19 protein-coding genes and 2 pseudogenes are annotated in these 25,953 nt (G+C 60.9%); 12 read left to right on the top strand and 9 right to left on the bottom strand.

Annotation, left to right across the window (positions count from 1 at the left end; genetic code table 11):
• Window positions 1–149 precede the first annotated feature (149 nt).
• Window positions 150–608, bottom strand: a complete 459-nt coding sequence (rnk, locus tag AC0L2X_RS10350) for a nucleoside diphosphate kinase regulator (protein ID WP_473560212.1) — start codon at window positions 606–608, stop codon at window positions 150–152.
• Window positions 609–1,532: 924 nt separating this feature from the next.
• Window positions 1,533–1,775 (bottom strand): annotated as a pseudogene (locus AC0L2X_RS10345) (NADP-dependent oxidoreductase); the annotation flags it as partial.
• A 464-nt stretch (window positions 1,776–2,239) separates the two neighbouring features.
• Between AC0L2X_RS10345 and AC0L2X_RS10340 the strand changes: the two are divergent.
• The 7 genes from AC0L2X_RS10340 (at window position 2,240) to AC0L2X_RS10310 (ending at window position 9,157) form a co-directional block, all read left to right on the top strand.
• Window positions 2,240–3,202 (top strand): LysR family transcriptional regulator, encoded by a 963-nt coding sequence (locus tag AC0L2X_RS10340; RefSeq protein WP_473560210.1) that lies wholly within the window; start codon window positions 2,240–2,242, stop codon window positions 3,200–3,202.
• Window positions 3,203–3,397: 195 nt separating this feature from the next.
• Complete coding sequence (locus tag AC0L2X_RS10335; RefSeq protein ID WP_473560252.1) at window positions 3,398–4,411, top strand: amino acid ABC transporter substrate-binding protein; 1,014 nt, start codon at window positions 3,398–3,400, stop codon at window positions 4,409–4,411.
• Window positions 4,412–4,481: 70 nt separating this feature from the next.
• Entirely contained in the window at window positions 4,482–5,669 is a 1,188-nt protein-coding gene (locus tag AC0L2X_RS10330) for an amino acid ABC transporter permease (protein WP_473599748.1), read from the top strand.
• A gap of 18 nt (window positions 5,670–5,687) precedes the next feature.
• Window positions 5,688–6,812, top strand: a complete 1,125-nt coding sequence (locus tag AC0L2X_RS10325) for an amino acid ABC transporter permease (RefSeq protein WP_352566407.1) — start codon at window positions 5,688–5,690, stop codon at window positions 6,810–6,812.
• A 63-nt stretch (window positions 6,813–6,875) separates the two neighbouring features.
• Complete coding sequence (locus AC0L2X_RS10320) at window positions 6,876–7,604, top strand: amino acid ABC transporter ATP-binding protein (RefSeq protein ID WP_473560250.1); 729 nt, start codon at window positions 6,876–6,878, stop codon at window positions 7,602–7,604.
• Window positions 7,605–7,665: 61 nt separating this feature from the next.
• On the top strand, window positions 7,666–8,898 hold the full coding sequence (locus AC0L2X_RS10315; protein WP_473560207.1) for a MalY/PatB family protein: 1,233 nt from the start codon (window positions 7,666–7,668) through the stop codon (window positions 8,896–8,898).
• 79 nt (window positions 8,899–8,977) lie between these two features.
• Window positions 8,978–9,157 carry a hypothetical protein gene (locus AC0L2X_RS10310; protein WP_473560206.1) on the top strand — a complete coding sequence of 60 codons (180 nt, stop codon included), beginning with the start codon at window positions 8,978–8,980 and terminating at the stop codon, window positions 9,155–9,157.
• 82 nt (window positions 9,158–9,239) lie between these two features.
• On the opposite strand, the gene AC0L2X_RS10305 is transcribed toward AC0L2X_RS10310, so the two are convergent.
• Window positions 9,240–9,467, bottom strand: a complete 228-nt coding sequence (locus AC0L2X_RS10305) for a GcrA family cell cycle regulator (RefSeq protein WP_352566386.1) — start codon at window positions 9,465–9,467, stop codon at window positions 9,240–9,242.
• Window positions 9,468–9,850: 383 nt separating this feature from the next.
• Between AC0L2X_RS10305 and metH the strand changes: the two are divergent.
• Both metH and AC0L2X_RS10295 read left to right on the top strand, forming a co-directional pair.
• A pseudogene (metH, locus tag AC0L2X_RS10300) lies at window positions 9,851–13,661 on the top strand (methionine synthase).
• Between the two features lie 702 nt (window positions 13,662–14,363).
• On the top strand, window positions 14,364–15,431 hold the full coding sequence (locus tag AC0L2X_RS10295) for a cyclic nucleotide-gated potassium channel (RefSeq protein WP_473560203.1): 1,068 nt from the start codon (window positions 14,364–14,366) through the stop codon (window positions 15,429–15,431).
• A gap of 177 nt (window positions 15,432–15,608) precedes the next feature.
• Here AC0L2X_RS10295 and AC0L2X_RS10290 read toward each other — a convergent pair whose 3' ends face one another.
• The 5 genes from AC0L2X_RS10290 to AC0L2X_RS10270 all read right to left on the bottom strand — a co-directional run bounded on the left by AC0L2X_RS10290 (window position 15,609) and on the right by AC0L2X_RS10270 (window position 23,099).
• Entirely contained in the window at window positions 15,609–18,812 is a 3,204-nt protein-coding gene (locus AC0L2X_RS10290; RefSeq protein WP_473599747.1) for an efflux RND transporter permease subunit, read from the bottom strand.
• Window positions 18,809–19,915, bottom strand: coding sequence for an efflux RND transporter periplasmic adaptor subunit (locus tag AC0L2X_RS10285; protein ID WP_473560248.1), 1,107 nt, complete (start codon window positions 19,913–19,915; stop codon window positions 18,809–18,811). Before AC0L2X_RS10285 ends, AC0L2X_RS10290 begins: the two co-directional genes overlap by 4 nt.
• 316 nt (window positions 19,916–20,231) lie before the next feature.
• Window positions 20,232–20,501: a DUF1194 domain-containing protein gene (locus tag AC0L2X_RS10280; RefSeq protein ID WP_352490230.1), complete on the bottom strand. Its 270-nt coding sequence runs from the start codon at window positions 20,499–20,501 to the stop codon at window positions 20,232–20,234.
• A gap of 16 nt (window positions 20,502–20,517) precedes the next feature.
• On the bottom strand, window positions 20,518–21,498 hold the full coding sequence (locus AC0L2X_RS10275) for a phosphatase PAP2 family protein (protein ID WP_352490229.1): 981 nt from the start codon (window positions 21,496–21,498) through the stop codon (window positions 20,518–20,520).
• Between the two features lie 236 nt (window positions 21,499–21,734).
• Window positions 21,735–23,099, bottom strand: coding sequence for an RtcB family protein (locus AC0L2X_RS10270; RefSeq protein WP_352490228.1), 1,365 nt, complete (start codon window positions 23,097–23,099; stop codon window positions 21,735–21,737).
• A 154-nt stretch (window positions 23,100–23,253) separates the two neighbouring features.
• On the opposite strand from AC0L2X_RS10270, the gene AC0L2X_RS10265 reads away from it, so the two are divergent.
• Complete coding sequence (locus tag AC0L2X_RS10265; RefSeq protein WP_023676569.1) at window positions 23,254–23,571, top strand: ArsR/SmtB family transcription factor; 318 nt, start codon at window positions 23,254–23,256, stop codon at window positions 23,569–23,571.
• Window positions 23,568–24,050: an SRPBCC family protein gene (locus AC0L2X_RS10260; protein ID WP_473560200.1), complete on the top strand. Its 483-nt coding sequence runs from the start codon at window positions 23,568–23,570 to the stop codon at window positions 24,048–24,050. Before AC0L2X_RS10265 ends, AC0L2X_RS10260 begins: the two co-directional genes overlap by 4 nt.
• Before the next feature lie 588 nt (window positions 24,051–24,638).
• Here AC0L2X_RS10260 and AC0L2X_RS10255 read toward each other — a convergent pair.
• Window positions 24,639–25,004 (bottom strand): winged helix-turn-helix transcriptional regulator, encoded by a 366-nt coding sequence (locus tag AC0L2X_RS10255; protein WP_473560199.1) that lies wholly within the window; start codon window positions 25,002–25,004, stop codon window positions 24,639–24,641.
• A 108-nt stretch (window positions 25,005–25,112) separates the two neighbouring features.
• Between AC0L2X_RS10255 and AC0L2X_RS10250 the strand changes: the two genes are divergently transcribed.
• Complete coding sequence (locus AC0L2X_RS10250) at window positions 25,113–25,817, top strand: glutathione S-transferase family protein (protein ID WP_473560198.1); 705 nt, start codon at window positions 25,113–25,115, stop codon at window positions 25,815–25,817.
• The last annotated feature ends 136 nt before the right edge of the window (window positions 25,818–25,953 follow it).

Below are 25,953 nucleotides of genomic sequence, written 5' to 3'. Positions count from 1 at the left end.
CCGGTTCCGCGGGGCGGAATCCGGCGTTAAGCAATTGATCGGGTGGGAAAACTTCCCCCTGTGCCGGACCATAATAGGCCGGCACAGGGGTCAGACTCCCGCGATCAAGCTGCCCGCGTGATTGAGGAGACGCACGGAAATGCCCATGTCTAGACGCTCGCCTCGATAGTCGAAGGCGCTGGCGGGCGCTGTTCGGTCACGCCTTCCGGAGCCGGTTGTTTCACCGCTAGCACCGAGAGTTCGTGCCGCCGCCCGTCTCGCGCAGTCCACATGATCGACTGTCCGGCCGAGAGGCCGATCAGGGCCGTGCCGATCGGCGTGAGGATTGAAACCTTGCCTTCGGTGATATCCGCATCGCCAGGAAAAACCAGCGTGACCGTTTTCGCGTCGCCGGTGTCTGGCTTGAACGTCACTGTCGAGCCCATCTGGACGGTACCTGTGGGAATCCAACCGTCGGGGACGATACGAGCCCGTTCCAGTTCGGCGAGCAGTTCATCGGAAGCCTCCGGATTTCGTGCGGCGACGGCGCCCGCGAGCGCCGACAGACGCGCATGGTCCGACTGCGAGATGCGGATGTTCGGCCTACGCCGGGTCTTCTTGTCATGCATTTGAATACTCGTATCTCGTTGGGACGCCGCCGCGAAAGATGATGCGAGCGGCCAATTCAAGAATGTCCTGCTCACAGCCGAGCCGAGTCGATCGGCGGCCCGCGGACTTCCATGTCGATTTTTTAAGTGTTGCCCCTCGGCTCGGGGGCACATGCCAGCCGAGCCGGGGGTTACGATCCCGCGATGGGGCAAACCCGGAAAAGAAAGTCGTGACGGATTTTAACGGCGGCATTCATATCATGATAGTTGGTGAACAGATCCGGGAAGTCAAGGAAGCCGCCTCGGCGGGTATTAAAGTCGCGAGCTAGTCAACGCGAGCGCCAAGCAAGGTGTTTATCACCAGCTCTCTTCGAGAGTTTCTGCCTGTCCCGCTCGGTCTCTCTTCGGCAAGCCCGAGGAGATAAGGCGTTCGGCCAATACTTTCGACAGCGCCTGGCAGGTCCACGGTTCGTGCGTTTGAGCGCCGCTGCTCCTCCTCGGTGAGGTCGCTCCAGCCCAGAGCGCGGCCTAAACCGCTGCCCACGAACCTCAACGCTCAAGACGACACCAGAAATTCGGCTGAGCCCATGATCCGGGCTACATTTCGCGTGCGAAGAACGCGGCTGGCGAGATCGTGCCCGCGTTCATGCGCGCGAAGTTGTCCTCGGCTTGCCGGTTGCCAGCGATCGCCCCGAAGAGTTGCTGCATCTCCATTGGCGGCTCCTCGTTGCGAGTTGGCAGGTGAACTCATACATCGGCAGCGAGTGTTGGTCGCGCTGTCGCTGATAGTCCGCCATAGCCGCCTCGAAACTGCTGTCACCCGGCATCGCCAACGAGCGCCCAGCTTTGCAGAGGAGAGTGCTTTGATCCGGCGTTGCGTACAGGACGCAGCCGGCCTATCTGGACAGCGGCGGCCGGCCGGGCGCATTGACAGGCGCGTGTCGCTCACGGACGAACGCTGATGATCGTCTTCCCCGAGCGTCGCTCGGTCGTTTTGAACGCGGAAACGGCATCGTCGAGGGTCGAGATGTTGCCGATGTTCGTCCGCAGCCGTCCGTCCCGCACGCGCTGGACGATTTCACTCAGTTGAGCACGATCGGACTCGACAACGAAGTCGACCGCCAGGCCATTGGCGGGCGGCGCGTCGGGCGGCCCGACGACGGTCACCAGTGTTCCTCCGGCTCGAACCGCAGGAGAGGGGCCAATCCGTGCTGCTTGTCGATGTCATGGGTTCACCGAAAGAAACTTTTGTCTCTTGGACGGCGAATGCCCGCTTCGCGCCTAATGTCGGTCGTTGCGATGATGTGCGAAAATCCCAAAAGCGGACACTCGCCCCGGCGGCTTACCTCTGCGCCACGAACAGTTTGATCAAGGCAGGCAGATGCCGGCAAGGGAAGCAACTGGCTTGATGATATGATATATAGGCAAAGTCATGCAGATCTGCCCGTCGGCGAATAGAATTCGCCGGAGAGCAAAAAGGGGAGACCAAGCCGTCTGCGCGGGCTTGGCCATACGACAGCCACGGCCAGCGAAGCCGTTGAGAGTGAAGCTACGATAGGGTCTCGTCACGGCCGTCGACAGCAGGCGCAAATCTGGCTTTCGCCCGCCGCTTGAAAACAGTGTAGCATGCGAAAAACTGTGCGGACGTTCTCATGAGTTTTGATGATATCGACCTCAATTTGCTACGAGTATTCGACGTTATGATGCGTGAAAGGAGCGTAACGCGTGCAGCGATCGAATTGGGAAGAACACAATCCGCTGTAAGTCATTCCCTATCAAAGCTTCGGTATCTCTTGCAGGACGAATTGTTCACGAGAGACGGGGGGGAGATGCGGCCAACCCCACGGGCGGTGGAGTTGCTGTCAGATATTTCTGCCGCACTGGCAACGATCCGCGCGTCGATCGACCGGCATCAGGTGTTCAATCCGGCAACGACGCGACGCAACTTTCGCGTTGGACTTACCGATTACCACGCCATGATATTTATCCCTGGGCTCATTCGAGAATTTTCGAGGCAAGCTCCTGGCGCGACGCTGAACGTCATTCCCGCAAACGGACCCGAGATCGGTTCATCAGTCTATTTGAGACAAGTCGACTGTGCGCTGACGGGAGCCGCGATACGCGATGACCCGGGTCTCCTGAAGGTGGAACTTGGCCAGGATCAGCTATTTTGCGCGGTGTGGAGTGGAAGCAAGATAGCCAGGAACGCAATGACACTGGAAACGTATTTGGCCAGTTCTCACCTGCAGATTTCCGCAGATGGTCTGGCAGAAGGTCTTGCTGATGCCGCCCTCAAGCTAATGGGTCTACGGCGCAATGTCGTTGCGACCATCCCGAATTATCTGGTGCTGCCCTGGGCGCTTCGCGGCACTGAACTGATTACCCATTGCGGCGATGCCATCCTGCAAATGCTGGATGAGAGGAGCGAGGTGACGCTGGTCCCGCCGCCCCTTCCGATATCAAATGTGAATGCGTGGCTCATTGTTCACCGCCAGATGGCGAATGACCCGGGTACCAAATGGCTCCGGGAAATCATCATTAGCATCTACAACGAGTCGCGGACCAAGAGAGATCAAGGGCCAACCGTCGGAGCACCGGGGTTGGCTGCACAATAGATCGCGCGCACTGTCGCTCATTCGATCAGCCCGCTCAAGCAAACCGGCCCGATCACCACTCAAGTCCCTTTTCACCCGAGAGCGGGTGCCTCGTAAATTATGAGCAGCGCTCATTTTCGTAATGAGAACAATCAATTTGACGAATACTTATGCTTGAGAGCACAGTCTCTTGAAGAAAAACAGGGGAATACCGAAATGAGATCCACGTTCAAGGGCCTCCTTGCCCTCGCTATCGCGTGCACCGCCTCCTCGGTGTGGTCCGCAACCCTCGACAATGTCAAGAAAAATGGCGTGTTGACGTGTGGCACAAATTCGGCCACGGCTGGCTTCAGCCTTCCCGACAATGAAGGCAAATGGACCGGATTTGTGGTCGACTATTGTCGCGCCGTGGCCGCTGCCGTGCTCGGGGATGCGCAAAAGGTCAAGTTCATCCCATTGACGCCAAAAGATCGCTTCACCGCCTTGCAGTCGGGAGAGATCGACATTCTCGCACACAACGCAACCTGGACCTCCTCCCGCGATACATCCCTCGGCATACTGTTTGCCGGCACGTATTTTTATGACGGTCAGGGATTCATGGTGCGCAAGGCGGACAACATCACGTCAGCCAAGGGGCTCGAGGGCGCATCGATATGCGTCACCCAGGGCACCACGACCGAGTTGAACCTTGCCGACTATTTTCGCTCGCAGTCGATCAAGTATACGACGGTTGGTTTCGCCGACGAGGAAGCGGTCGTGAAGGCTTACGAGGAGGGTCGTTGCGACGTCTTGTCCGCGGACACCTCCACCTTGAACGCGTCGCGGCTTCGCATGGCCAAGCCGGACGACAGCATTGTTCTTCCCGAGCTGATCTCAAAGGAGCCGCTTGGCCCGGCGGTGCGGCAGGGTGACGACCAGTGGTTCAATGTGGCGAAGTGGACGCTCTACGTCATGGTAGCCGCGGAAGAAAACGGGGTCACCTCCAAGAACGTCGATGCCATGAAGTCGTCGGACAATCCCAGCATCCGCCGTCTGCTTGGCGTGGACGGTAGCATAAGCAAGGACATCGGGCTCGGCGACGACTGGCCGGTCCAGGTGATCAAACAGGTCGGCAACTACGGTGAAGTCTTTGATCGCAATATCGGCAAGGATTCGCCGCTGAAAATGGAGCGTGGCATGAACGCGCTCTGGAACAAAGGCGGCGTTCAGTACGCTCCGCCGATCCGCTAGGCAAAGCATGGTTGCAAGGCGCTGGCGTGTTACCACCAGCGCCCTGCACGGATCCCGATAGGAACAGGCCATGTCCCATTTGTCGCTTGCCGCGCCGTCGCGCAGGAGCCTGTCGCTGCACGATACGAAAGTGCGAGGCGTTCTCTACCAGCTCTTGCTCGCTGGCTGTCTGCTGGCCTTGGCCCTGGGCATCGGGATGCAGACAGCATCGAATATGCGGGTCCGGGGGATTCCGCTCTCATTCGATTTTTGGAATGAGGCTGCCGGCTTCGACATCAGTCAGACCCTGATCCCGTACGATGCGCTGTCCACCTATGGTCAGGCCTTCTGGGTGGGAGTGGTAAACACCCTCTACGTCAGCGTACTCGCAATCCTGTTGGCGACCTTGCTTGGCTTCGTCATCGGCGTTGCCCGCCTGTCGCGGAACTGGATCGTTTCGAAGGTGGCGACCGCCTATGTCGAGCTTGTGCGCAATGTCCCGTTATTGCTGCAGCTGCTGTTCTGGTACAACGCCGTCCTCAAGCCGTTGCCCTCCCCGAAGGCGTCCATCGCCATTCCCGGCGGCATTTATCTCAACAATCGCGGCCTCATCATTCCGGAGATCCAGTTGCATCCGGGAGCGGGGTTGGTGAGCCTGGCATTCGTGACGGCCATTTCCTGCTGCGTTGCATTCTGGTTTCGCGCCAGGAGCGTCCAGAGACGGACGGGCAAGCAGCTGCCGGTGCTTTTGGTCAGTCTGGCGACGTTGATAGGATTTCCGCTGGTCGTGTTCCTGGCGGCTGGCGAGCCGGTCTCGTTCGTCGCGCCGCAGCTGCGCGGCTTCAATTTTCAAGGCGGGCATCAGCTCTATCCGGAGTTTGCCGCTCTCCTGATCGGTCTGTCGGTCTACACCGGTTCATACATCGCCGAGATCGTTCGAGGTGGAATCCAGGCAGTGCCAAAGGGCCAGACGGAGGCTGCGTATGCGCTGGGGCTGGCGCCGGGCAAGACGCTTCGTCTGGTCGTCGTTCCCCAGGCGCTGCGGATCATCATACCGCCTTTGACAAGCCAGTATCTCAATCTCATCAAGAACTCGTCGCTGGCGGTGTTCATCGGCTATCCCGACCTCGTGCAGATCTTTGCAGGGACGGTGCTCAACCAGACCGGCGCGGCCGTCCAGGTCATGGCGATCACCTTGTCTGTCTATCTCGTTATCTCCCTCGCCACGTCGTTGGCCATGAACGCGTGTAACCGACATTTTGCGATCGTCGAGAGGTGACGCGTGAGCGATCAGTCCATGCATTCGCCTTTTGTCAGCGGTGCGCTCATACCAGCGATGGCGCCCCCCGCCGACGTTCGGCCAGGTCCAGTGACCTGGATGAAAAAGAATCTGTTTTCGACGCCGGCTTCAGGCGCGCTGACAATCTGCTTTGTCGTCCTCGCCGTGTGGCTGCTGCATCACTTTTTGAGCTTTGCGATCTTCGACGCGGTCTGGAGCGGCGGTCGCGAAGCATGCCGTGCGAACAGCCAAGGAGCTTGCTGGCCTTTCATTGCCGAGAAGTTCGACTACCTGCGATACGGCGCGTACCCGGTTTCCGAGCGGTGGCGCGTGGATCTTGCGCAGGCGATCGGCGCCATCCTCATCGTTTGGCTCCTGTGGACGAAGGCTCCGCGGCGCGAAGTGGCGGCGTTGCTATTCTTCCTCGTCTACCCCATTGCCGCGTTCGTTCTGGTGCGCGGCGTCGCCTGGCTCCATTTGCCTGTCATCGACACGACGCTCTGGGGCGGTCTCTTGATCACGCTGCTGATGTCGATTGTGGGCATCGTCTTCTCGCTTCCGATCGGAGTTATCCTGGCGCTTGGACGCCGGTCGGAACTCCCTTTCGTCAAGACGGTTTGCGTCACATTCATCGAAGTCGTCCGGGGCGTGCCGTTTATCACGGTGTTGTTCATGGCGAACTTCATGATGCCGCTTTTCGTCCCCGACTATCTGACGCCTGATCGTCTGCTGCGCCCGCTCATCGCGATAGCGTTGTTCTCATCCGCCTATATGGCCGAGGTTGTGAGGGCCGGCCTTCAGGCGATCCCGAAGGGCCAATACGAAGCGGCGAAAGCGCTCGGGATCAACTACTTCGACATGATGCGCCTGATCGTCCTCCCCCAGGCGTTGACGATCGTTATCCCGAGCATCGTGTCGACCTTCATCGGCCTGTTCAAGGACACGACGCTGGTCGCCATCGTCGGCATAGCAGATTTCCTGAAGGCCGTCGAAACGGCGCGAGTCGATCCGAACTGGGCAGGCCCGACGATCTCCTCAACCGGCTACCTCTTTGCCGGACTGGTCTACTGGGGCTTTTGCTTCGGCATGTCCCGCTACTCGCAATCGATGGAGCGCCAATTGGCGCGTGGCCACAAATCCTAGGACGAGATGATGATGCCACAAGCAATGCACGCAGCGACGAAGGCAACGCCCTACGGCAAGGCGATGGCCATCGAACTGCGTGGCGTCAATAAATGGTTCGGTTCGTACCATGCGCTCAAGAACATCAACCTCTCGGTGACGCGGGGGCAGCGCATTGTGATCTGTGGCCCCTCCGGGTCGGGCAAGTCGACGATGATCCGCTGCATCAACCATCTCGAGGAGCATCAGTCGGGCGACATCATCGTCAACGGCAAGTTGGTAACCGAGGATCTGCGCAAGATCGACGCAGTGCGCAGCAACGTCGGGATGGTGTTTCAGCACTTCAATCTGTTTCCCCACCTTACGGTGCTTGAGAATTGCACGCTTGCGCCGTTTTGGGTGAGAAAGATGCCGCGGTCGGCCGCTGAGGAATTGGCGCGCCATTATCTCGATCGCGTCAGAATTGCGGAGAAGGCGGAGAGCTACCCAGGGCAGTTGTCGGGTGGCCAGCAGCAACGCGCTGCAATTGCCCGGGCTCTCTGCATGAACCCAAAGATCATGCTTTTCGACGAGCCGACCTCTGCCCTCGATCCGGAGATGGTCAAGGAGGTGCTCGACACGATGGTGTCGCTTGCGAGTGAAGGCATGACGATGCTGTGCGTGACGCATGAGATGGGCTTCGCGCGGGAGGTGGCCGATCGGGTGGTGTTCATGGACCGCGGGGAGATCGTCGAAACCAACACGCCCGATCAGTTCTTCACCAACTCCCGATCGGAACGGGCACGGCAGTTTCTGGCGCAAATCCTCAAATAGGGACGTCCGCAGAAGCAAAGCGGCTGTAACCGTAGCAACAGATTTTCTAGGTGACTATCAAATGGCTTGTGCAGACACGCCCGCATCGGCGCTTGGGCAACGAAATATCGCGGGAATAGATTTCGACCAAATCCACGACCGCCAGCAATTCGGATCCGCCAAATGGGCCAACCAGTGGGATGAGTTCTCTCCGCAGGTCGAGGGCCAGAACCTGCTGTCCCTATGGACAGCGGATATGGATTTCCGCGCTCCGGAAACCGTCATCGCGCGGCTGCGCGAGGCCGCGGACCATGGCATTTACGGCTACACACGCCGCGATCCGCGCCATTATGAGATCGTGCAATCGTGGTTCGCGCGCCGGCACAACTGGTCGCCGAAAGTGGAGACCTTGCTTCCCGCCCCGGCGATCATGCCTTCGGTCGCTGCGATACTGCGAACCTTCACGAAGCCCGGTGACGGCGTCATTGTGCAGTCGCCCGTGTACTCCCCCTATTTCGAAGTGGTTCAGGGAAACGGGCGGGTTCTGCTTACGAACCGGCTGAGATTGCACAACAACAGATATGAGCTCGATCTGGAGGATTTCGAGAGACTGGCGGCTGGCGGTGCCAAGGCATTCCTGCTGTGCAATCCTCACAACCCTGCCGGAATGGCCTGGACACTCGAAGAATTGGCGGCGCTTAACGACATTTGTGAGTGCCATGGGATCCTGGTCATATCCGACGACATTCACTGCGACATAAGGTTGTCGGATCGCCCCCACATCGTCTTCTCCTCCATCTCGGAAGATGCCGCGGAGAAATCGTTCATCTGCACCGCGCCAACGAAGACTTTCAATCTTGCCGGGGTTCCTTCGGCAACCATTTCAGTTGCCAGCAAAAAGCGCCGCGAGACGCTTCTTGCCGCAATGCGGGCGTCATTCATGGTAAATGCAAACTTTTTCGGCCGCTTGGCCCTGGAGGTTGCCTACAGCAGCGGCGCGCCATGGCTCGACCAACTCACGCGTTACATCGCCAGCAACATTGATCTGGTTTGCGAGTTCGCCGGTGAACACCTTCCAGGCATCACGCCCATGCGGCCCGACGCATCGTTTCTGGTGTGGCTGGACGCGTGCGCGCTCGATCGCAGAGTGGGTGGTATTCAGAAGTTCTTTGTCGATCAGGCCGGGGTCAATCTCTACGACGGCCGCGTCTATGGGCCTGGCGGCGAAGGCTTCATCCGGCTGAATGTCGGCTGCCCGCGTCCTCTGTTGCACCAAGGGCTGGAGCGCATGTCCAGCGCGCTGGCATCTTTGTGATTGAGCGCAACCAAGCCGGAATGCTGCGAATGCGAATTGCCGTCATCAATCCCAACACGACCGCTTCGTCGCAGCCGCCATGGCGGTGGCGGGCCCAGGGACCGAGATATTGGGCATGCAGTCCATGGCTGGACCTGAAGCGATCGAAGGGCCATTTGACGGTGAACTCTCCGTACCGGGCCTGCTCAAGCAGGTGGTCGCGGCGGAAATGGACAATGTCGACGCCATATTATTGCGTGCTTCGAGGCACCATTGCTGATCGACGCCCGCAAGCAGGGGGAAGCCTCAAGGTGATCCACCGGGTGTCTACTCGCAAATTGGCGACCCGCCCGCCGCCTAATTTACGCGGCGCGTCGTTGAGCGAGGACCGAACGGGCCCGACGAGGGTCGACAGCGGTTACGATGCCGTGGTGGTGATCGCAGTAGACGCGGTCCGGCGAAGTTGACCCAGCACAAAAACGGTAACCGCCGGGTACCGACGGGTCTTCGCTTACCGGGAAGCGGCACTGATAGAGGCCTAGCTGAATGAGGGGGACGTCTCTCGAAATTACTCTGATATTTTCAGGCATGGTTTTCAGGTTCCTAGTTCATAGCCATTGCCGGTTGAGGGCCGCAGTGCGACCGCGGCAGGCCAGCTTCTCTCGTTTTGGAGGGCAATGGATCACCATATGGTGTTGGTTGCAGCGTCAATGAAGCCCGACGGCCTGGTTTCTGAAGCCAATAGTTTGCGACTTAAGGCCACAGTTGCCGCTGGGTAGCGTGCGGTTGACAGCGCGAAGGCGGCCCGGCGCCCATGTTGCCGTACCTCTGATCGTGGCGGTCACTGCCCCTGCCTCAGGCCGGCGAAACCGATGCGTGGGGAACAAGGGTGACAAACAGAGCTGGAGGGCGTATGTTGACATAAAGATGTCTTTATGTGACTTGAGTGCGACTGTCGTCTCGAGGATGAAAAATGTCGCAAAGTTCCTCATCGCTGGATGACCTGTTCGGCCCCGCCACAGCAAAGCCCAACGGTTCCGAAGTGCTTGCTGCGCTGACCGCAGCGGTGCACGAACGCATCCTCATCCTTGACGGCGCAATGGGCACGCAGATCCAGGGCCTCGGGTTTGACGAAGACCATTTTCGGGGTGAGGCCTTCGCCGGCTGTGCCTGCCACCAGCAGGGCAACAACGACCTGCTGATCCTGACGCAGCCGAGGGCGATCGAGGAGATCCACTATCAGTACGCCATCGCCGGCGCAGATATCCTTGAAACCAACACCTTCTCCTCGACCTCAATCGCCCAGGCCGATTACCGCATGGAGGATGCGGTCTACGCGTTGAACCGCGATGGCGTGCGACTGGTGCGCCGCGCCGCTGTTCGTGCCGAGCAGGAGGACGGCAAGCGCCGTTTCGTCGCCGGCGCGGTCGGGCCGACCAACCGCACCGCCTCGATGTCGCCAGACGTGAACAATCCCGGCTATCGCGCCGTAACCTTCGACGACCTGCGCCTTGCTTATGGCGAGCAGTTGCGCGGTCTCATCGACGGCGGCGCCGACATCATCCTGCTCGAGACGATCTTCGACACACTCAACGCCAAGGCGGCGATCTTCGCCTGCAACGAGATCTTCATCGAGAAGGGCGTGTACCTGCCGGTGATGATCTCCGGCACCATCACCGACCTGTCCGGCCGCACGCTGTCCGGGCAGACGCCGACCGCCTTCTGGCATTCGGTGCGCCATGCCAGCGCCTTCACCATCGGCCTGAATTGCGCGCTCGGCGCCAACGCCATGCGCGCGCATCTGGCAGAGATATCCGGTGTCGCCGATACGTTCACTTGCGCCTATCCGAATGCCGGCCTGCCCAATGAATTCGGCGGGTATGACGAGAGTCCGGAATTCATGGCCGCGCAGATCGAGGATTTCGCGCGCGAGGGATTGGTCAACGTCGTGGGCGGCTGCTGCGGCTCGACGCCCGACCACATCCGCGCCATCGCAGCGGCGGTGAAGAAATATCCGCCGCGTGCGGTTCCCGATATCGAACCCAGGATGCGCCTGTCTGGCCTCGAGCCGTTCACGCTGACCGACGAGATTCCGTTCGTCAATGTCGGCGAGCGCACCAATGTCACGGGCTCGGCGAAGTTCAGGAAGCTGATCACGGCGGGCGACTATGTCACCGCGCTCGACGTCGCGCGCGACCAGGTCGCCAACGGCGCCCAGATCATCGACATCAACATGGACGAGGGCCTGATCGATTCGAAGAAGGCGATGGTCGAATATCTCAACCTGATCGCCGCCGAGCCCGACATCGCCCGTGTTCCCGTGATGATCGACAGTTCCAAATGGGAGATCATCGAGGCCGGCCTGAAACGCGTGCAAGGCAAGCCGCTGGTCAACTCCATCTCGATGAAGGAGGGCGAGGAAGCCTTCCTGCATCATGCGAGACTCGTGCGCGCCTATGGTGCGGCGGTGGTCGTCATGGCCTTCGACGAGGACGGCCAGGCCGACACCAAAGCGCGCAAGGTCGAAATCTGCACCCGCGCCTACAAGCTGTTGACCGAGCAGGCCGGATTCCCGCCGGAGGACATCGTTTTCGATCCGAACGTCTTTGCCATCGCCACCGGCATCGAGGAGCACAACAATTACGGCGTCGACTTCATCGAGGCCGCGCGGCAGATCACCACGACACTTCCCCATGTCCATATTTCGGGCGGCGTGTCGAACCTCTCCTTCTCGTTCCGTGGCAACGAGCCGGTGCGCGAGGCCATGCATGCCGTGTTCCTCTACCACGCCATCCAGGCGGGCATGGACATGGGCATCGTCAATGCCGGGCAGCTTGCCGTCTACGACACCATCGATCCGGAGCTGCGCGAAGCCTGCGAGGATGTCGTCAACAACCGTGAGCCGAAAGGTGGTAGCACGGCGACCGAGCGCATGCTGGAACTTGCCGAACGCTTCAAAGGCACGGCCGGCAAGGAGGCGCAGGAGCGCGATCTCGCCTGGCGCGACTGGCCGGTCGAGCAGCGCATTTCGCATGCGCTGGTCAACGGCATCACCGAATTCATTGACGCGGACACGGACGAGGCGCGGGGTGCGGCCGAGCGTCCACTGCATGTCATCGAAGGTCCGCTGATGGCGGGCATGAATGTCGTCGGCGACCTGTTCGGCTCCGGCAAGATGTTCCTGCCGCAAGTGGTGAAGTCCGCCCGCGTCATGAAGCAGGCCGTTGCCGGCCTGCTCCCCTACATGGAGGCGGAGAAGCTGGCGAACGCCGCCCACGGCATCGACAATGGCGAGCGCCAGACCGCAGGAAAGATCCTGATGGCGACGGTGAAGGGGGATGTCCACGACATCGGCAAGAACATCGTCGGCGTGGTTCTGGCGTGCAACAATTATGAGATCATCGACCTCGGCGTCATGGTGCCGGCGACGAAGATCCTGCAGACGGCGCGCGAGCAGCAGGTCGACATCATCGGCCTGTCCGGCCTGATCACGCCGTCGCTAGACGAGATGGCGCATATGGCGGCCGAGATGGAACGCGAAGGCTTCGACATTCCGCTGCTGATTGGCGGCGCGACCACCAGCCGCGTGCACACAGCGGTCAAGATCCATCCACGCTACACCAGCGGCCAGACGGTCTACGTCGCCGATGCCAGCCGCGCGGTCGGCGTTGTTTCGGCGCTGCTGTCGAACGAGGCCAAGGCCGGCTACGTCGACAACGTCCGCGCCGAGTACAAGAAGGTCGCCGACGCGCATGCCCGCTCCGAAGCCGACAAGCAGCGACTGCCGCTGCCCAGGGCGAGGGCCAATGCGCACCGGATCGACTGGTCGGCCTATGAGCCACCGAAGCCGTCCTTCACCGGCGTAAAAGTGTTCGACAACTGGGACTTGACGGAGCTTGCGCGCTACATCGACTGGACGCCATTCTTCCAGACCTGGGAGCTGAAGGGCCGTTATCCTAGGATCCTCGAGGAGGAGGCGCAGGGGCCAGCCGCGCGCCAGCTGTTCGAGGATGCGCAGGCGATGCTGAAGAAGATCATCGCCGAAAAATGGTTCGCGCCCAAGGGCGTGATTGGCTTCTGGCCGGCGAATACCGTCGGCGACGACATCAGGCTGTTCACGGACGATAAGCGCTCGCAGGAACTGGCGACCTTCTTCACCTTGCGCCAGCAACTGGCCAAGCGAGACGGCAGGGCCAATGTCGCGCTGTCGGAATTTCGTCGCGCCCGCCGACAGCGGTAAAGCCGACTATCTCGGCGGCTTCATCGTCACCGCCGGCATCGAGGAAGTGGCGATCGCCGAGCGCTTCGAGCGGGCGAACGACGATTATTCCTCGATCATGGTCAAGGCGCTGGCCGACCGTTTCGCCGAAGCCTTCGCCGAGCGCATGCATGAGAAGGTGCGCAAGGAGTTCTGGGGTTACGCGCCCGACGAGAACCTGGCACCGGACGACCTGATCGGCGAACCTTATCGCGGCATCCGCCCGGCACCCGGCTATCCAGCGCAGCCCGACCACACCGAGAAGGCGACGCTGTTTCGCCTGCTCGACGGCGAGCGCAATGCGGGCGTCAGCCTGACCGAAAGCTATGCGATGTGGCCGGGCTCTTCCGTGTCGGGCATTTATCTCGCCCATCCCGAAAGCTATTATTTCGGCGTCGCCAAGATCGAACGCGACCAGGTCGAGGATTATGCTAGCCGTAAGGCGATGCCAATCGCCGATGTCGAGCGCTGGCTGGGCCCCGTTCTCAACTATGTGCCGGCACACTATGCCGAGGCGGCTGAATAGTGGGAACGGCGGCATCGTAAATTCGTGCCTTCTAAATCTCCGCTGCCTTTTCGACCGGATGGCTTTCGACAGTTTCTTGTGCTCCTTCCTTGCCAAGCGTTTGAGGTAGGCAAAAGACTCTTGAAGCGGGCGGGTTTCGGCCTTCGTAAGAAGGGCTACTTAGCTGGTGCCGGGTCCGCATCGTGCGATACGGACTGAGATACAAACTGTGATACAAATCGCTACGGAATTCTACCAAAAACCCCTTTAAAATCAACGCGGGAGGCGGTGCAGCGTTGCATCTCGACCGCACCAATCAAATTCGAAAGCGGAACCTCACCCGTTGAATTCGAGCACGGCAGTGACCTTGTCAGGGCACGTGCTTTTTGCCTGATTGCGGTCGCGAGTTTGGCCGATGCGAAGAAGCAATCAGCGCGCGTAGCCATATATGCGGTTGGCGCACCTGATTATTCGCGCACCAGGCGTCCGGTCGCCCACCAGATCACCGACACAACAACGATCGATGCGTAGCCGTCCACGGCATAGTGCCAGCCAGTGAACACCGATCCGTACAGGATCAGGTCCGCGTTGTAGCCTGTCTGTTCATTTTCCCGGACATCTGAGTTCACCGTTGGTGATGAACATCGCAGCGAAAGTAAGCACCTTTGCGCTTGCCTTGAAGGCATCCTACTCTGGAGGATAATAGCCGCTCGTGAGCATAGAATGTCGGTACTGCCTTTCTTAAGAATCTACGCACCGCTCAACGCGCTGCTGGCTGCGACTGGGCTTGTGGCGGTGGCTGCGCTCACGACACCGGATATGTCCGCACGAAGCAGACTGGCTCTGGCTACCGTGCTCGCGGTCATTTGGGGCGTCTATCTCCTGCAACTGGCTGAGACGGTCCTCAAGCGCCGGGCGGGAGACGTTCGGGTCAGGACGCCGGCAATTGCCATTGATATGCTCGCGGTTTTGGTTCCACTCGCCGCATTTCTGCTCGTCGGTACGCCTGACCGGAGCCTCTACTGTGCTGTCTGGCTGCTGAAACCGCTGCGCGACTCGACTTTCTTCCCGCTGCTGGGCAGGATCCTGACCAACGAAGCGCGCAACCTGATCGGCGTCACCACGGTCTTCTGCATCGTTCTGTTCGGTGTTTCGCTCGCGGCCTATGTCATCGAGCGCGACGTCCAACCGGAAAAGTTCGGCAGCATCCCCCAGGCAATGTGGTGGGCGGTGGTCACGCTGTCCACCACGGGCTATGGCGACGCTATTCCGGAAAGCTTCGCCGGCCGCGTCCTTGCCGGGGCGGTCATGATGAGTGGCATCGGCATCTTCGCGCTCTGGGCTGGCATTCTTGCCACCGGCTTTTATCAAGAAGTCCGTCGCGAGGATTTCGTCCGCAATTGGCAATTGATCGCCGCCGTGCCGTTGTTTCAGAAGCTCGGCCCGGCCACACTAGTCGAGATCGTGCGCGCATTACGACCTCGCATCGTGCCGGCGGGCGCTGTGATCTGCCGCAATGGCGAGACCGGTGATCAGATGTTCTTCGTCGTGGAGGGGCGCGTCAGCGTCGCGACGCCGACCCCGGTGGAGCTTGGCCCTGGCGCCTTCTTCGGCGAGATGGCGCTGATCAGCGGCGAACCGCGCTCGGCGACCGTCAGCGCCACAACGGTGGTCTCACTCCTGTCGCTACACTCGGCGGATTTCCAGCTGCTGTGCAGCAGCAGCCCGGAGATCGCGGAAATCATCCGCAAGACCGCGCTCGAGCGGCGCGGCGCGGCGCCTAAGGGTTGACCGTGATTAGGTGTTCGTCAGGAGGAGGATGCGACCGATGCAAAATATCGCTCGGTGCGGGTCCCCAGGTGGGAACACACCAGCTGAAACATCAGGACCCGTGCCTTATCCACCTTGGCCAAGTCTATTGCAATGACCCGCGAAACGTCTCCTTTTGCATATTTACCAGCCGCTACCCTACTCGGCGGCCGTCTCCGATGCCGCATCTGCCGGCCCCGAAGGCTCGGCCTCGGTGCGGGGCTTGCGCCGTGAAAACAGCGACCTGAGCGTGACGTAGAACACCGGCGTCAGGAACAGGCCGACGAAGGTGACGCCGAGCATGCCGGAGAACACCGCGGTGCCAAGCGACTGGCGCATTTCTGCGCCCGGGCCCGTTGCGATCACCAGCGGCACGACGCCGAGGATGAACGAGAAAGCGGTCATCAGGATCGGCCGCAGCCTGAGCCGGCAGGCTTCGACGGCAGCCTCGGCGGCCGACAGGCCGCGTTCCTGCGCCTGGCGCGCGAATTCGACGATCAGGATCGCGTTCTTGGCGGCAAGCCCGATCAGCACGATGAGCCCGATCTGCACGAGGATGTTGTTGTCCAGCCCTCGGAAAGACACGCCGAGCAACGCCGCGAGCACGCCGAGCGGCACCACCAGCACAATGGCGAACGGCAGCACCCAGCTTTCATATTGCGCCGCCAGCGCCAGGAACACGAACAGCACCGACAGTCCGAAGATATAGACAGCGGCATTGCCGGTGTTGCGCTCCTGATAGGCGAGCTCGGTCCATTCATAGGAGGTACCGGCCGGCAGCGTCTTTGCCGTGATCCCTTCCATCAATGCCAGCGCGTCGCCCGTGGAAACGCCGGGCGCGGCGTTGCCCTGCAGCGGCACCGAGACGTACATGTTGTAGCGCTGGACCAGCGCCGGGCCGGTGACGTCGCGGATCTCGATCAACGTGCCGAGCGGAACCAGCGCGCCGGTCGCCGAGCGCACCTTCAGTTTCAAGATGTCGGCGCGATCGAGGCGGAATGCCTGGTCGGCCTGCGCCCGCACCTGGTAGACGCGCCCGAAAGCGTTGAAGTCGTTGACGTAGGCGGTGCCTAAATTGATCGACAGCGTCTCGAAGATGTTGGGGATCGGCACGTTCAGGATGCGCGCCTTGTCGCGATCGATCGCCAGGAAGAATTGCGGGCTCGACGCGGAGAACGTGGTGAACACGCCCGTCAGCCCCGGCGTCTTGTTGGCCTTGCCGGCGATTTCGTTGGCAAGCGCCAGGATCTGCCGCATGTCGGCGCTGTTGCGCTCCTGGATCTGCAGCTTGAAGCCGCCGGCATTGCCGACGCCGCGGATCGGCGGCGGCGGCAGTGCGATAATGAAGGCTTCCTTGATGCTTTGCAGACTGCCGAACAGATTGCCGATGACCTGGGTCGCCGACTGGCCGGCTTTCAGTCGCTCGTCAAAGGGCTTGAACCTGGCGAAGATCACGCCCGCGTTGCTGGCGTTGGTGAAGGTCGCGCCGGAGAAGCCGGCGAAGGCGACTGCATAGTCGACGCCTGGCGTTTTCTGGATGATCTGCGACGCCTGCTGGATGACCCCATCGGTCCTCGACAGCGAGGCGCCGTCCGGCAACTGGACGACGACGATCGCATAGCCCTGGTCGAGCGACGGAATGAAACCGCGCGGCACCGCCTGCACCATGTAGACCGTGGCGTAGATGAGGGCCGCGAAAACGGCCAGCATGGCGGCGATCGTTATCCACGAGCCGACCAGCACGCGGACGATGCTCGAATACCAGTGGGCGACCTTGTCGAAGCCGCGATTGAAGCCGTCGGCGAGCGCCCGTCCGAACCGCGCCAGGAAAAAGCGCGGCGGCGCCGCCGCGGCGTGGTGCGGCTTGAACAGCAGTGCGGCCAGCGCCGGCGAAAGCGTCAGCGAATTGAATGCCGAGATCGCCGTCGACACCGCGATAGTGATCGCAAACTGCAGGTAGAACTGCCCAGAAATGCCGGGGATGAAGGCTGTCGGTACGAACACGGCTATCAGCACCAGCGAGATCGCGATGACCGCGGTTCCGACTTCGTCCATGGTCAGGTGCGACGCCGGATTGGGCGCCAGCCCTCTGGCGATATTGCGCTCGACGTTCTCGACCACGACGATCGCATCGTCGACGACGATGCCGATCGCCAGAACGAGGCCGAACAGCGTCAGCATGTTGAGCGAGAAGCCGGCGGCGTAAAGCACCGCCAGCGTGCCGATCAGCGACACGGGGATCGCCACGATCGGCACGATCGCCATGCGCCACGATTGCAGGAAGACGATGATGACGATGATGACCAGCAGCATCGCCTCGAGGATCGTCTTGTAGACCTCCTGGATCGACTCGGCGACGAACTCGGTCGGATTGTAGACGATGTCGTAGCTCAACCCCTTCGGGAAGTCGCGGGAAAGCTCCTTCATCTTGTCCTGGATCTCCGCGGCTGCGGCGAGCGCATTGGTGCCCGGCCGCTGGAAGATGGCGAGCGCCACGGCCGGTTTGCCGTTGAGATAGGAGTTGGTGACGTAATCCTTGGCGCCGAGCTCGATGCGCGCCACGTCCTGCAACGAGATCAGGCGACCGTCGTCGGCCGATTTGACGATCACGTATCGGAAGTCGCGTGCGTCGTTGAAGCGGCCTTGCGTGGTGACCGTGTACTGGAACGCCGTGCCGGTGCTGGTCGGCGGCGCGCCGATCGAGCCACCCGACACCTGGACGTTCTGGTCGCGCAGCGCCTGCACCACATCGCCCGAGGTCATCCCCAGGGCGGACAGTTTTTCCGGATCGAGCCAGATGCGCAGCGAATATTCGCGTTCGCCGAAGATGATGAGGTCGCCGACGCCGTCTAACCTGAGCAGTATGTCGCGCACCCGCGAGCGGGCGTAGTTCGAGACGTAGAGCTGGTCGTAGGTATTGTCGGGCGACAGCATGTGCACGACCATCATCAGGTCGGGCGAGGTCTTGGTGGTGGTGATGCCGAGGCGGCGGACTTCTTCGGGCAGGCGCGGCTCGGCGACCGACACGCGGTTCTGTACCAGCACCTGCGCCTGGTCGAGATCGGTGCCCAGCTTGAAGGTGATGGTCAGCGCCATCGCCCCGTCGCCCGACGAATAGGACGACATGTAGAGCATGCCCTCGACGCCGTTGATCTCCTGCTCGATCGGCGTTGCCACCGTCGCTGCGACCGTCTCGGCGTCGGCGCCCGGATACTGCGCGCGAACGACGATGGTCGGCGGCGCGATCTCGGGATATTGCGCGACCGGCAGCTGGGTATAAGCAATCCCGCCGAGGATTAGCAGGACGATCGAAACGACCGATGCGAAGATCGGACGGTCGACGAAGAAATGTGCGAACCTCATTGCTGCAACCCGGCGGTCTCGGCCCTGGGCGGCAACGTCACCATCTCGACCTTCACCTTGGTGCCGGGCCTGGCGTGCATCAGCCCGTTGACGATGATCGTCTCGTCGCCGGTCAGGCCCCCGCGGATCACCCGGTAGCCGTCGAGAAGCGGGCCGGTGCGCACGGGCTTTGCCGACACCGTCCCGGCCTCATCCACCAGGAAGACGATGCGGCGATCCTGATCGGCGCCGATCGCCTCGTCGGGCACCAGCACGCCGCTATGCGGCAGCGACCCCGGCACGTTGATGCGCCCGAACATGCCTGGCTGGAGAATGCCGTCGGCGTTGGGAAACCTTGCACGCACCCGCATGGTGCCGGTCGCGTTGTCGATCCGGTTCTCGGCAAAATCGAGCTTGCCTTTGAATACCGCCTCCGCGCGGTCGGCGACGCGAACCACCACATCGAGCCCGCCGGCGCCTTCCTGCATGCTGCCGCCACGCTCCTTCGCGTCGCGGGCGTAGCTGAAATACAGGCGCTCATCGACGTCGAAATAGAAGTCGATCGGATCGCGCGTAACGATGGTCGTCAGCAAGGTGGAATCCGGCTGCACGAGGTTGCCGACCGACACCAGCCGGCGGTCGATGCGGCCGGACAAGGGCGCCTTGATCTCGGTGAATTCCATGTTCAGGCTGGCCGTCGTCAGCGCAGCCGTCGCGCCCTGCATCTGCGCCTGCGCCGAAAGGTATTCCCGCCGGCGGTCGTCGACCGTCGCGGTTGAGATATTGCCGGTCTTGGCGAGTTCGTCGGCGCGATCCAGCTGCATCTTGGAGAATTCGAGCAGACTCTTGGCGACGTCCACTTGCGATTTGGCGGCATCATAAGCCGCCTGGTACGGACGCTGGTCGATGGTGAAGAGCAGGTCGCCCTTGTTGACCAGTGCGCCGTCCTGGAAGCTGATTTTGTCCAGATAGCCGCTGACGCGCGAACGGATGGCGACCTGGTCGACGGCTTCGAAGCGCCCGACGAACTCGTCGTCTTCGACGATTTCACGGACCACCGGCTTGGCCACCGTCACCACGGGAAGCTGCTGGTCCTGCGCAAACGCAGTGCTGCTGAAAGCCATGCCGAGCAGGAATGCCGCCGACATGGCAGCGCGGGCAAGCCAGCCGGCCGATCGACGGGGTCGCCCGCCCGCGTCGCGATGCAATTGGCCATTATCTGGGGTGTCCATTTGCGTCCTCGCTCGCTGGACCGGAGGTCGGTTGATCCGCTTCTACGCTCAGGCTTCTCGTCGAGATCAGAGCACTGCAGTGTTGTGCATGGCAACATGATCATTTTCCATGTGGGCTGAAATGTCCACCCTTTGGCTGCCCCGCCATTGGGCTAAAGTCAGTCGCGAATTAAGGGATTCAGGATTCCTTTGATGGACGGCTTATGATTCATATTGGTCGAAGGAGATCGATATGGGCATTACCACGCCGGCCGGATTCAAATGGACTGCAACACTGCGGCATCGAGCAGCCGTTGACATATCCCTCCCGCTGCAGCCGTTGTTCCGTCTCGCTCATTGAAGAGGATACATCGACATAAAGAACCAAGTTCGAGATCCACCGGCAGGGAGCGTCCTTGTAAGGGCACCTGCTTTTTGCCTGGTTACGGTCGCGAGTTTGGCTTATTCGAAGTGGCCATCGGCGGGCATGGCCATCCATCGATAGGCGCACGTGATTATTCGCGCACCAGGCGTCCGGTCGCCCACCAGATCACCGACACAACAACGATCGATGCGTAGCCGTCCACGGCATAGTGCCAGCCAGTGAATACCGATCCGTACAGGATCAGGGCTGCAAAGGTCCAACCCAGAACGCCAAGCCAGCGATTGATCGATGACAGCAAATAGGCGTTCAATGCGGCAAAGGCGACATGCATGCTTGGCATGGCCGAGATGCCGCCGCCAAGACTTGGCCGGCCGCTCTGGTAAGCCATCAGGAGGTATGCCGCGGGGTCCCGCACCATGTAACTATGGTCCAGTCTGTCCAAGGCCGCATTCAATCCGTGGAAGCGATCCACGCCAACAAAGTGGTGGTAGTAAACCGGTCCGACCGATGCCAGCGCCAGGGCCAAGACCGTTCCGAGGACGCACAACGTCAGCGCTGCTGCGCAGAGATAGCGGATGCGGGCAATCTCGTCCGACCAGAGCGACACGAAAAGGATGGTGCCGAACCACTGGTAAAACCAAATGACTTCATAGCTGTTGAAGACGACGAACGACCAATTGTTGCTGTCGAGCTTATGGACGATCTCCCATGGCGGCATCCCGTGCAGCCATTCATCAGCGTCGGCCAACCAGTTGTCGGCATAGTATGGGACGACGGACGGGATGGCGATCTTGTAGGTAGAGAACGCGGTCAAGCTGGCAAAGAAGAACAGCAGCACCAGCAGACAGCCGCGCCAGCGCCCTTGAACCAAATCCAGTGCGTAGCGAACCGGTTGCCGCCGGCCATGGATTAGCGCGGCACAACAGACGCCACCGATAAACAACACCGGAATGCCAACAAGAAACTTGTGAGAATAGATTAAGGCTGACGTATAGAATACTTCTGGATATAGTGCAGATGCGCCTAATACGTATGTCGCCATGAACAGGGAGAGGCGCAATTGCCATATGGCGGAGGGCCTGTAGCGAGAGGCGTCCGTGGTGAGGGCCAAACCAATTTACCCGTTCTTAAAGTTTCGCCGGAGAGACACATACACCGATAAGGTAAAAACCTTGCCGCCAGGTTTACCTTTTCCCCGGTGGTCGACATTTGCCGGCTCGAGACATGGTCCGGCCGTTCAGAGTAAGGTAGTTGCGGGTCGACCGTCGCCTGGCAAAGGAGTTCAAGGCGATGTCGGCGGAAGCACTCGGCTTACCGCTCGGTAGCGTTCCGCCATTTTCCGACATTTCATTTCTTGTTTCTCCACGGCATGTCCTTTTCCCAATCGCCTGCCATGATCGAGCCGTAGGGATCGACAAAGTCCTGGATGGTCGCCAGGCCATGCTTCTCGATTTGGCCAATGACCTGTTTGGCGCTCTTGTAGGCCGCCGGCAATTCGGACAGGTCTGGTCTTCCCATCCAAAACCGGATGTCCAACCCGCGCGTTTCAGCCTTGAGAACGTCGTCGAGTTCCCGCGAGCCGATCACGTCGCGCAAGTAGCGGGTTCTGCTCATGTTTCGGCCGGCACCATGAGGGGAGAAGCCAAGCGACGCCTTTTTGTCGGTGTGGCCGGTGATCAAGATCGGCTCGCTCATATTCATCGGGATCAGCGTACGGCCAACGTCGTCCGCCGAGAAGCGAGAGAACGAAGGCGTTGCGCCTTTGGCATGATAGAAGAGCCCGTCGTCCCGGCGAAAGACGAAGTTGTGCTCGTTCCAGAACCGATCGACAATATGGTTGCCAAGGACACCCTGAACGCGGTCATGGATGCGGAAATGGTTTTGCTTGGTCCACTCGCGAATGGTTTGCAGTGCTTCCCAGTATGCGCGGCCTTCGTCGGTTTCAGCCTCGATCCATGCCGCCCCAGAAGGCGTTCTTGGCGACACTATTGCCGTATGCTTTTTGGCCAATGCCATGCCGCGTTTGTACAGCATCGCTCCCGGACCGCGTGATCCGTGATGGGTTACTATAGCCGGCTGTCCGGTCGACCTGAGATGACCGACATAGAGGAAATGATTGCCGTCGCCCTGCGTGCCCATGTTGCTGTCGCCGATAGGCACAATGTCGGAAAGGAAGCGGTTCGACTTAAATCGCACGGCAAGTTCCCGCGACATGTCCCAACCACGCCGATCCTTACGCCCGCCGGGCCCGAAATGCGTTGCGTCGAACGCCGCGTCGAGTATCTTCTTCGGATCGTCGTTCCTCTTGAACACCGTGATCGCCATCGAGCAGCAAATATCGGCCGAATGGAAACCAGGGTGGATGGCGTTTCTAGCCGCCACGACACCGCCGACGGGGATGGTTCCTGCCGGACATGCGTCGGGCATGACGACCCCGGCCACGACTGTTGGTGTGCGCAGGAGGGCATCCATGGCCTCGACCACCAGGCCAAGGTTTTCGCGCTCGACATCGTTTTCCGGCTCCAGGAAAACGCTAAACGCCAGCGCATTGGTCCTGGGCATCATCTCGACCGGCATCAGTGTTTGCAGATAGGCGAAGATGTCGTCCTGCGAGCGTCCTTCGCTTTCCATGCGTTGCGCGTCGGCGATAGCAGCCGGAAACCACTTGCCCGGCTTAAAACCCCACTGGATGAGTTCCTTGCCGGTGATCACGGCCGTCTCCTGTCGTCAAAAAGATCAGGCTGATTATCACGCTGCCCGAACGCGCGCACCACCCGAGCCTCGGGGGCCGAACCGGCCGGGTGTTTAAACACCGGTCCACCGCTCCGTCAGTTGACCTATCATAAGTTTTAGCTTATCATAAGTCATGATTTATGATTATGCAGGAATGGTGGCCTTGGCCGACCCGACGCGCCGCAAGGTGTTCGAGCTCATCGCCGATCGGCCACGCTCGGTCATCGATCTGACGCGAGTGCTTCCGGTCTCGCAGCCGGCCGTATCGCAGCACCTCAAGGTCTTGAAGGAGGCCCGGCTGGTCCGCGCAGAGCCCAAGGGTGCCAGCAACATCTATCATCTCGACCCGCATGGGCTCGGCGAGATGCGCGCCTGGCTCGACCGCATGTGGGGCGATGCGCTCGACGCCTTCAAACGGGAAGTCGACAACAGTAAGGAGAAGAGGAAATGACGACCATGATCAAGCCCGCGCCGGTCAGGAAGTCGGTTACGGTGGAGGTGCCGCTCGACAGGGCATTCGATGTGTTCACCACAGGATTCGGACGGTGGTGGCCGGCTTCGCACTCGATCGGCAAAGCCGCCCTGACGACCGCGGTGATCGAACCGAAAGCCGGCGGCCGCTGGTACGAGATCGGCGAGGATGGATCACAATGCGATTGGGGCGAGGTTCTCGCCTGGGATCCGCCGTCCAGGCTGACGCTCGCCTGGCGCATTGGAGCCGGCTGGCGCTACGATCCGGGATTGCTGACCGAAGTCGAGATTCGCTTTGTCGCGCTCGGCGAGAACGCGACGCGTGTGGAACTCGAGCACAGGCTTCTGGAGAACATGGGCGAAACCGCAGAGGCGATGCGCGAGGCCTTCGAATCGGAGGGTGGCTGGAGCGGTCTCCTGGACCGCTATGCGGCTGAGGCCAAGCGCCACGCCGCCTGATCGGGAATACCAGCGAGGCCGTCGCACTGTCGGCCTCGCCTCATTCCCGGTGCAGCATGTGCCGCTCTGCCCGGCCACTGGGACCAATATTGTTGGGCGAACGATGCCCCAACCGGAACGGCGGGCACACCCACACCAAGCGTTGTCGCAGACCACCCGGCGGTTGGTCCGCGGCGGTACCAGAGCTGGATTACCGGTGCTTCTCGACGAAGGCCTTGCAGGCGGGTGACAACTGCTCGATCATGCTCTGAAGGTCGCATTTGCCGATCGGTGTCATTGGGCAAAGCCGTTTGTAGTCAGGCTTGCATTCCTTGCCCTGAAAAGATTTGAAGGCCTTTGCCTCGGCGGTAATCGGGCTCAAAAGTATTCCCGAACAAACCAACGCGAATCCGTCCATACCCACGCAGGCAGACGCCTATGCGGCGATGGCTCTGTTCTTCTTAATCTCTGGCTCGAACTTGACGACGTTAGAGTATCTGCTCGGCAATGAAGCTTCTGGCGCTGCCGGTGCATTTCGGTATTCGGCCCGGATCCGACCCAAAGCGGCTGTCCAGCCTCGGGTGGCAAGCGTCAGATTTTCACGATCGGCTAGGCGGCTGTGTCTAGATTCGTTTCGGGCGTCGACGTAGCCCGGCCGGCCCGATCTTGCTCGGTATGTTCCCACCAGTCGCCGAGGGCGTCGACAAGCGGCACAAGCTTGAGGCCGGGCTCCGTGAGGTCGTAATCCACGCGTAGCGGATAGCCGGCGTGCGCCGTTCGCCGCACGATCCCGGCTTCCTCCAGCTTGCGCAGTTCCAGCGCCAGGATGCGGTGCGACACGGTTGGGTTGTCGCGCCTCAGGTCGCTGAAGCGCTTGGTCCCGTCCTTGAGATAGTAGAGAAGCAAGGTGGGCCAGCGACCGCTGAGCACACGCATGGTCTCCTCGATCGGGCAGCGTGAGACGACGTCTTTCATGGCGGGGACCTGGTTACAGAATAGTGCGTAATTTACATGGGGCGACCAGCGTTTAGGGTCAAGTTTCGCTGCGCAGCGTAATCCCTAAATCATGGAAGAGACAAAGAAATGGAACCTATTCTCCTTTACGGCTTCCCGCTGGGAAGTTCGATGGGGCTTGTCGCTGCTTTTGAACGCGTCGGACAGCCCTACCGCCTGTGTCGCGTCGACATGCTCACTGAGATGAAGAACGACGCCTATGCCAGCATCAACGGCCGTCAGGAAACGCCGGTGTTGATCACCGACGAAGGCAGGGTGCTCACCGAGACCATGGCGATCGCCGCCTGGCTCGAAGCTCGTGACACCCAACGCCGTATCAGCTTCGAGCCTCGCTCGCCGGAGGCCGACCGAATGCACCAGCTGATGGCTTTCGTGAACACCGGTTTCACCGCCGCTTTCACCCCGCTCTGGGCTGCATATGAAATGGAATCGGCCGAACCGGTGTTGTTGGCAACCTTGCGTGACTTTGGCCGCAAGATCGTTACCAACCGCCATGACCAGCTCGAGGCGATGATCGCCGACACGGACTTTCTGGTCGGCGACCGGCTGACGCTTGCGGATACCACGCTGATTGGCGTGGCGCGCTGGGCGGAGTTCCACAAGGCGGTCGACGGCGCGAGCTACCCCAAGCTGGCCGTGTTGCGCGGCAGGATCGAAGCCGATCCGGCCGTGCGTTACGCACAGGCCATCGAGGATGGCGAAAATCCGGCGGGTTCGGGTGCCTGTCTTGGCCATGTCCCGCTGGCCGAAGTGATCGATCGTTTCGCTGCCTAGCTTTTGTCACGCAGCTCAGCCGCGGGGGGGGGGGGGGGGGGGGGGGGGGGGGGGGGGGCGGGCGGGCGGGGGGGGGGGGGGGGGGGGGGGGGGGGGGGGGGGGGGGGGGGGGGGGGGGGGGGGGGGGGGGGGGGGG

It is taken from the genome of Mesorhizobium sp. WSM4828 (genome assembly GCF_055811175.1).
The sequence above is the reverse complement of the archived record's forward strand: the minus strand, read 5'-3'. Positions and strand labels throughout refer to the sequence as shown.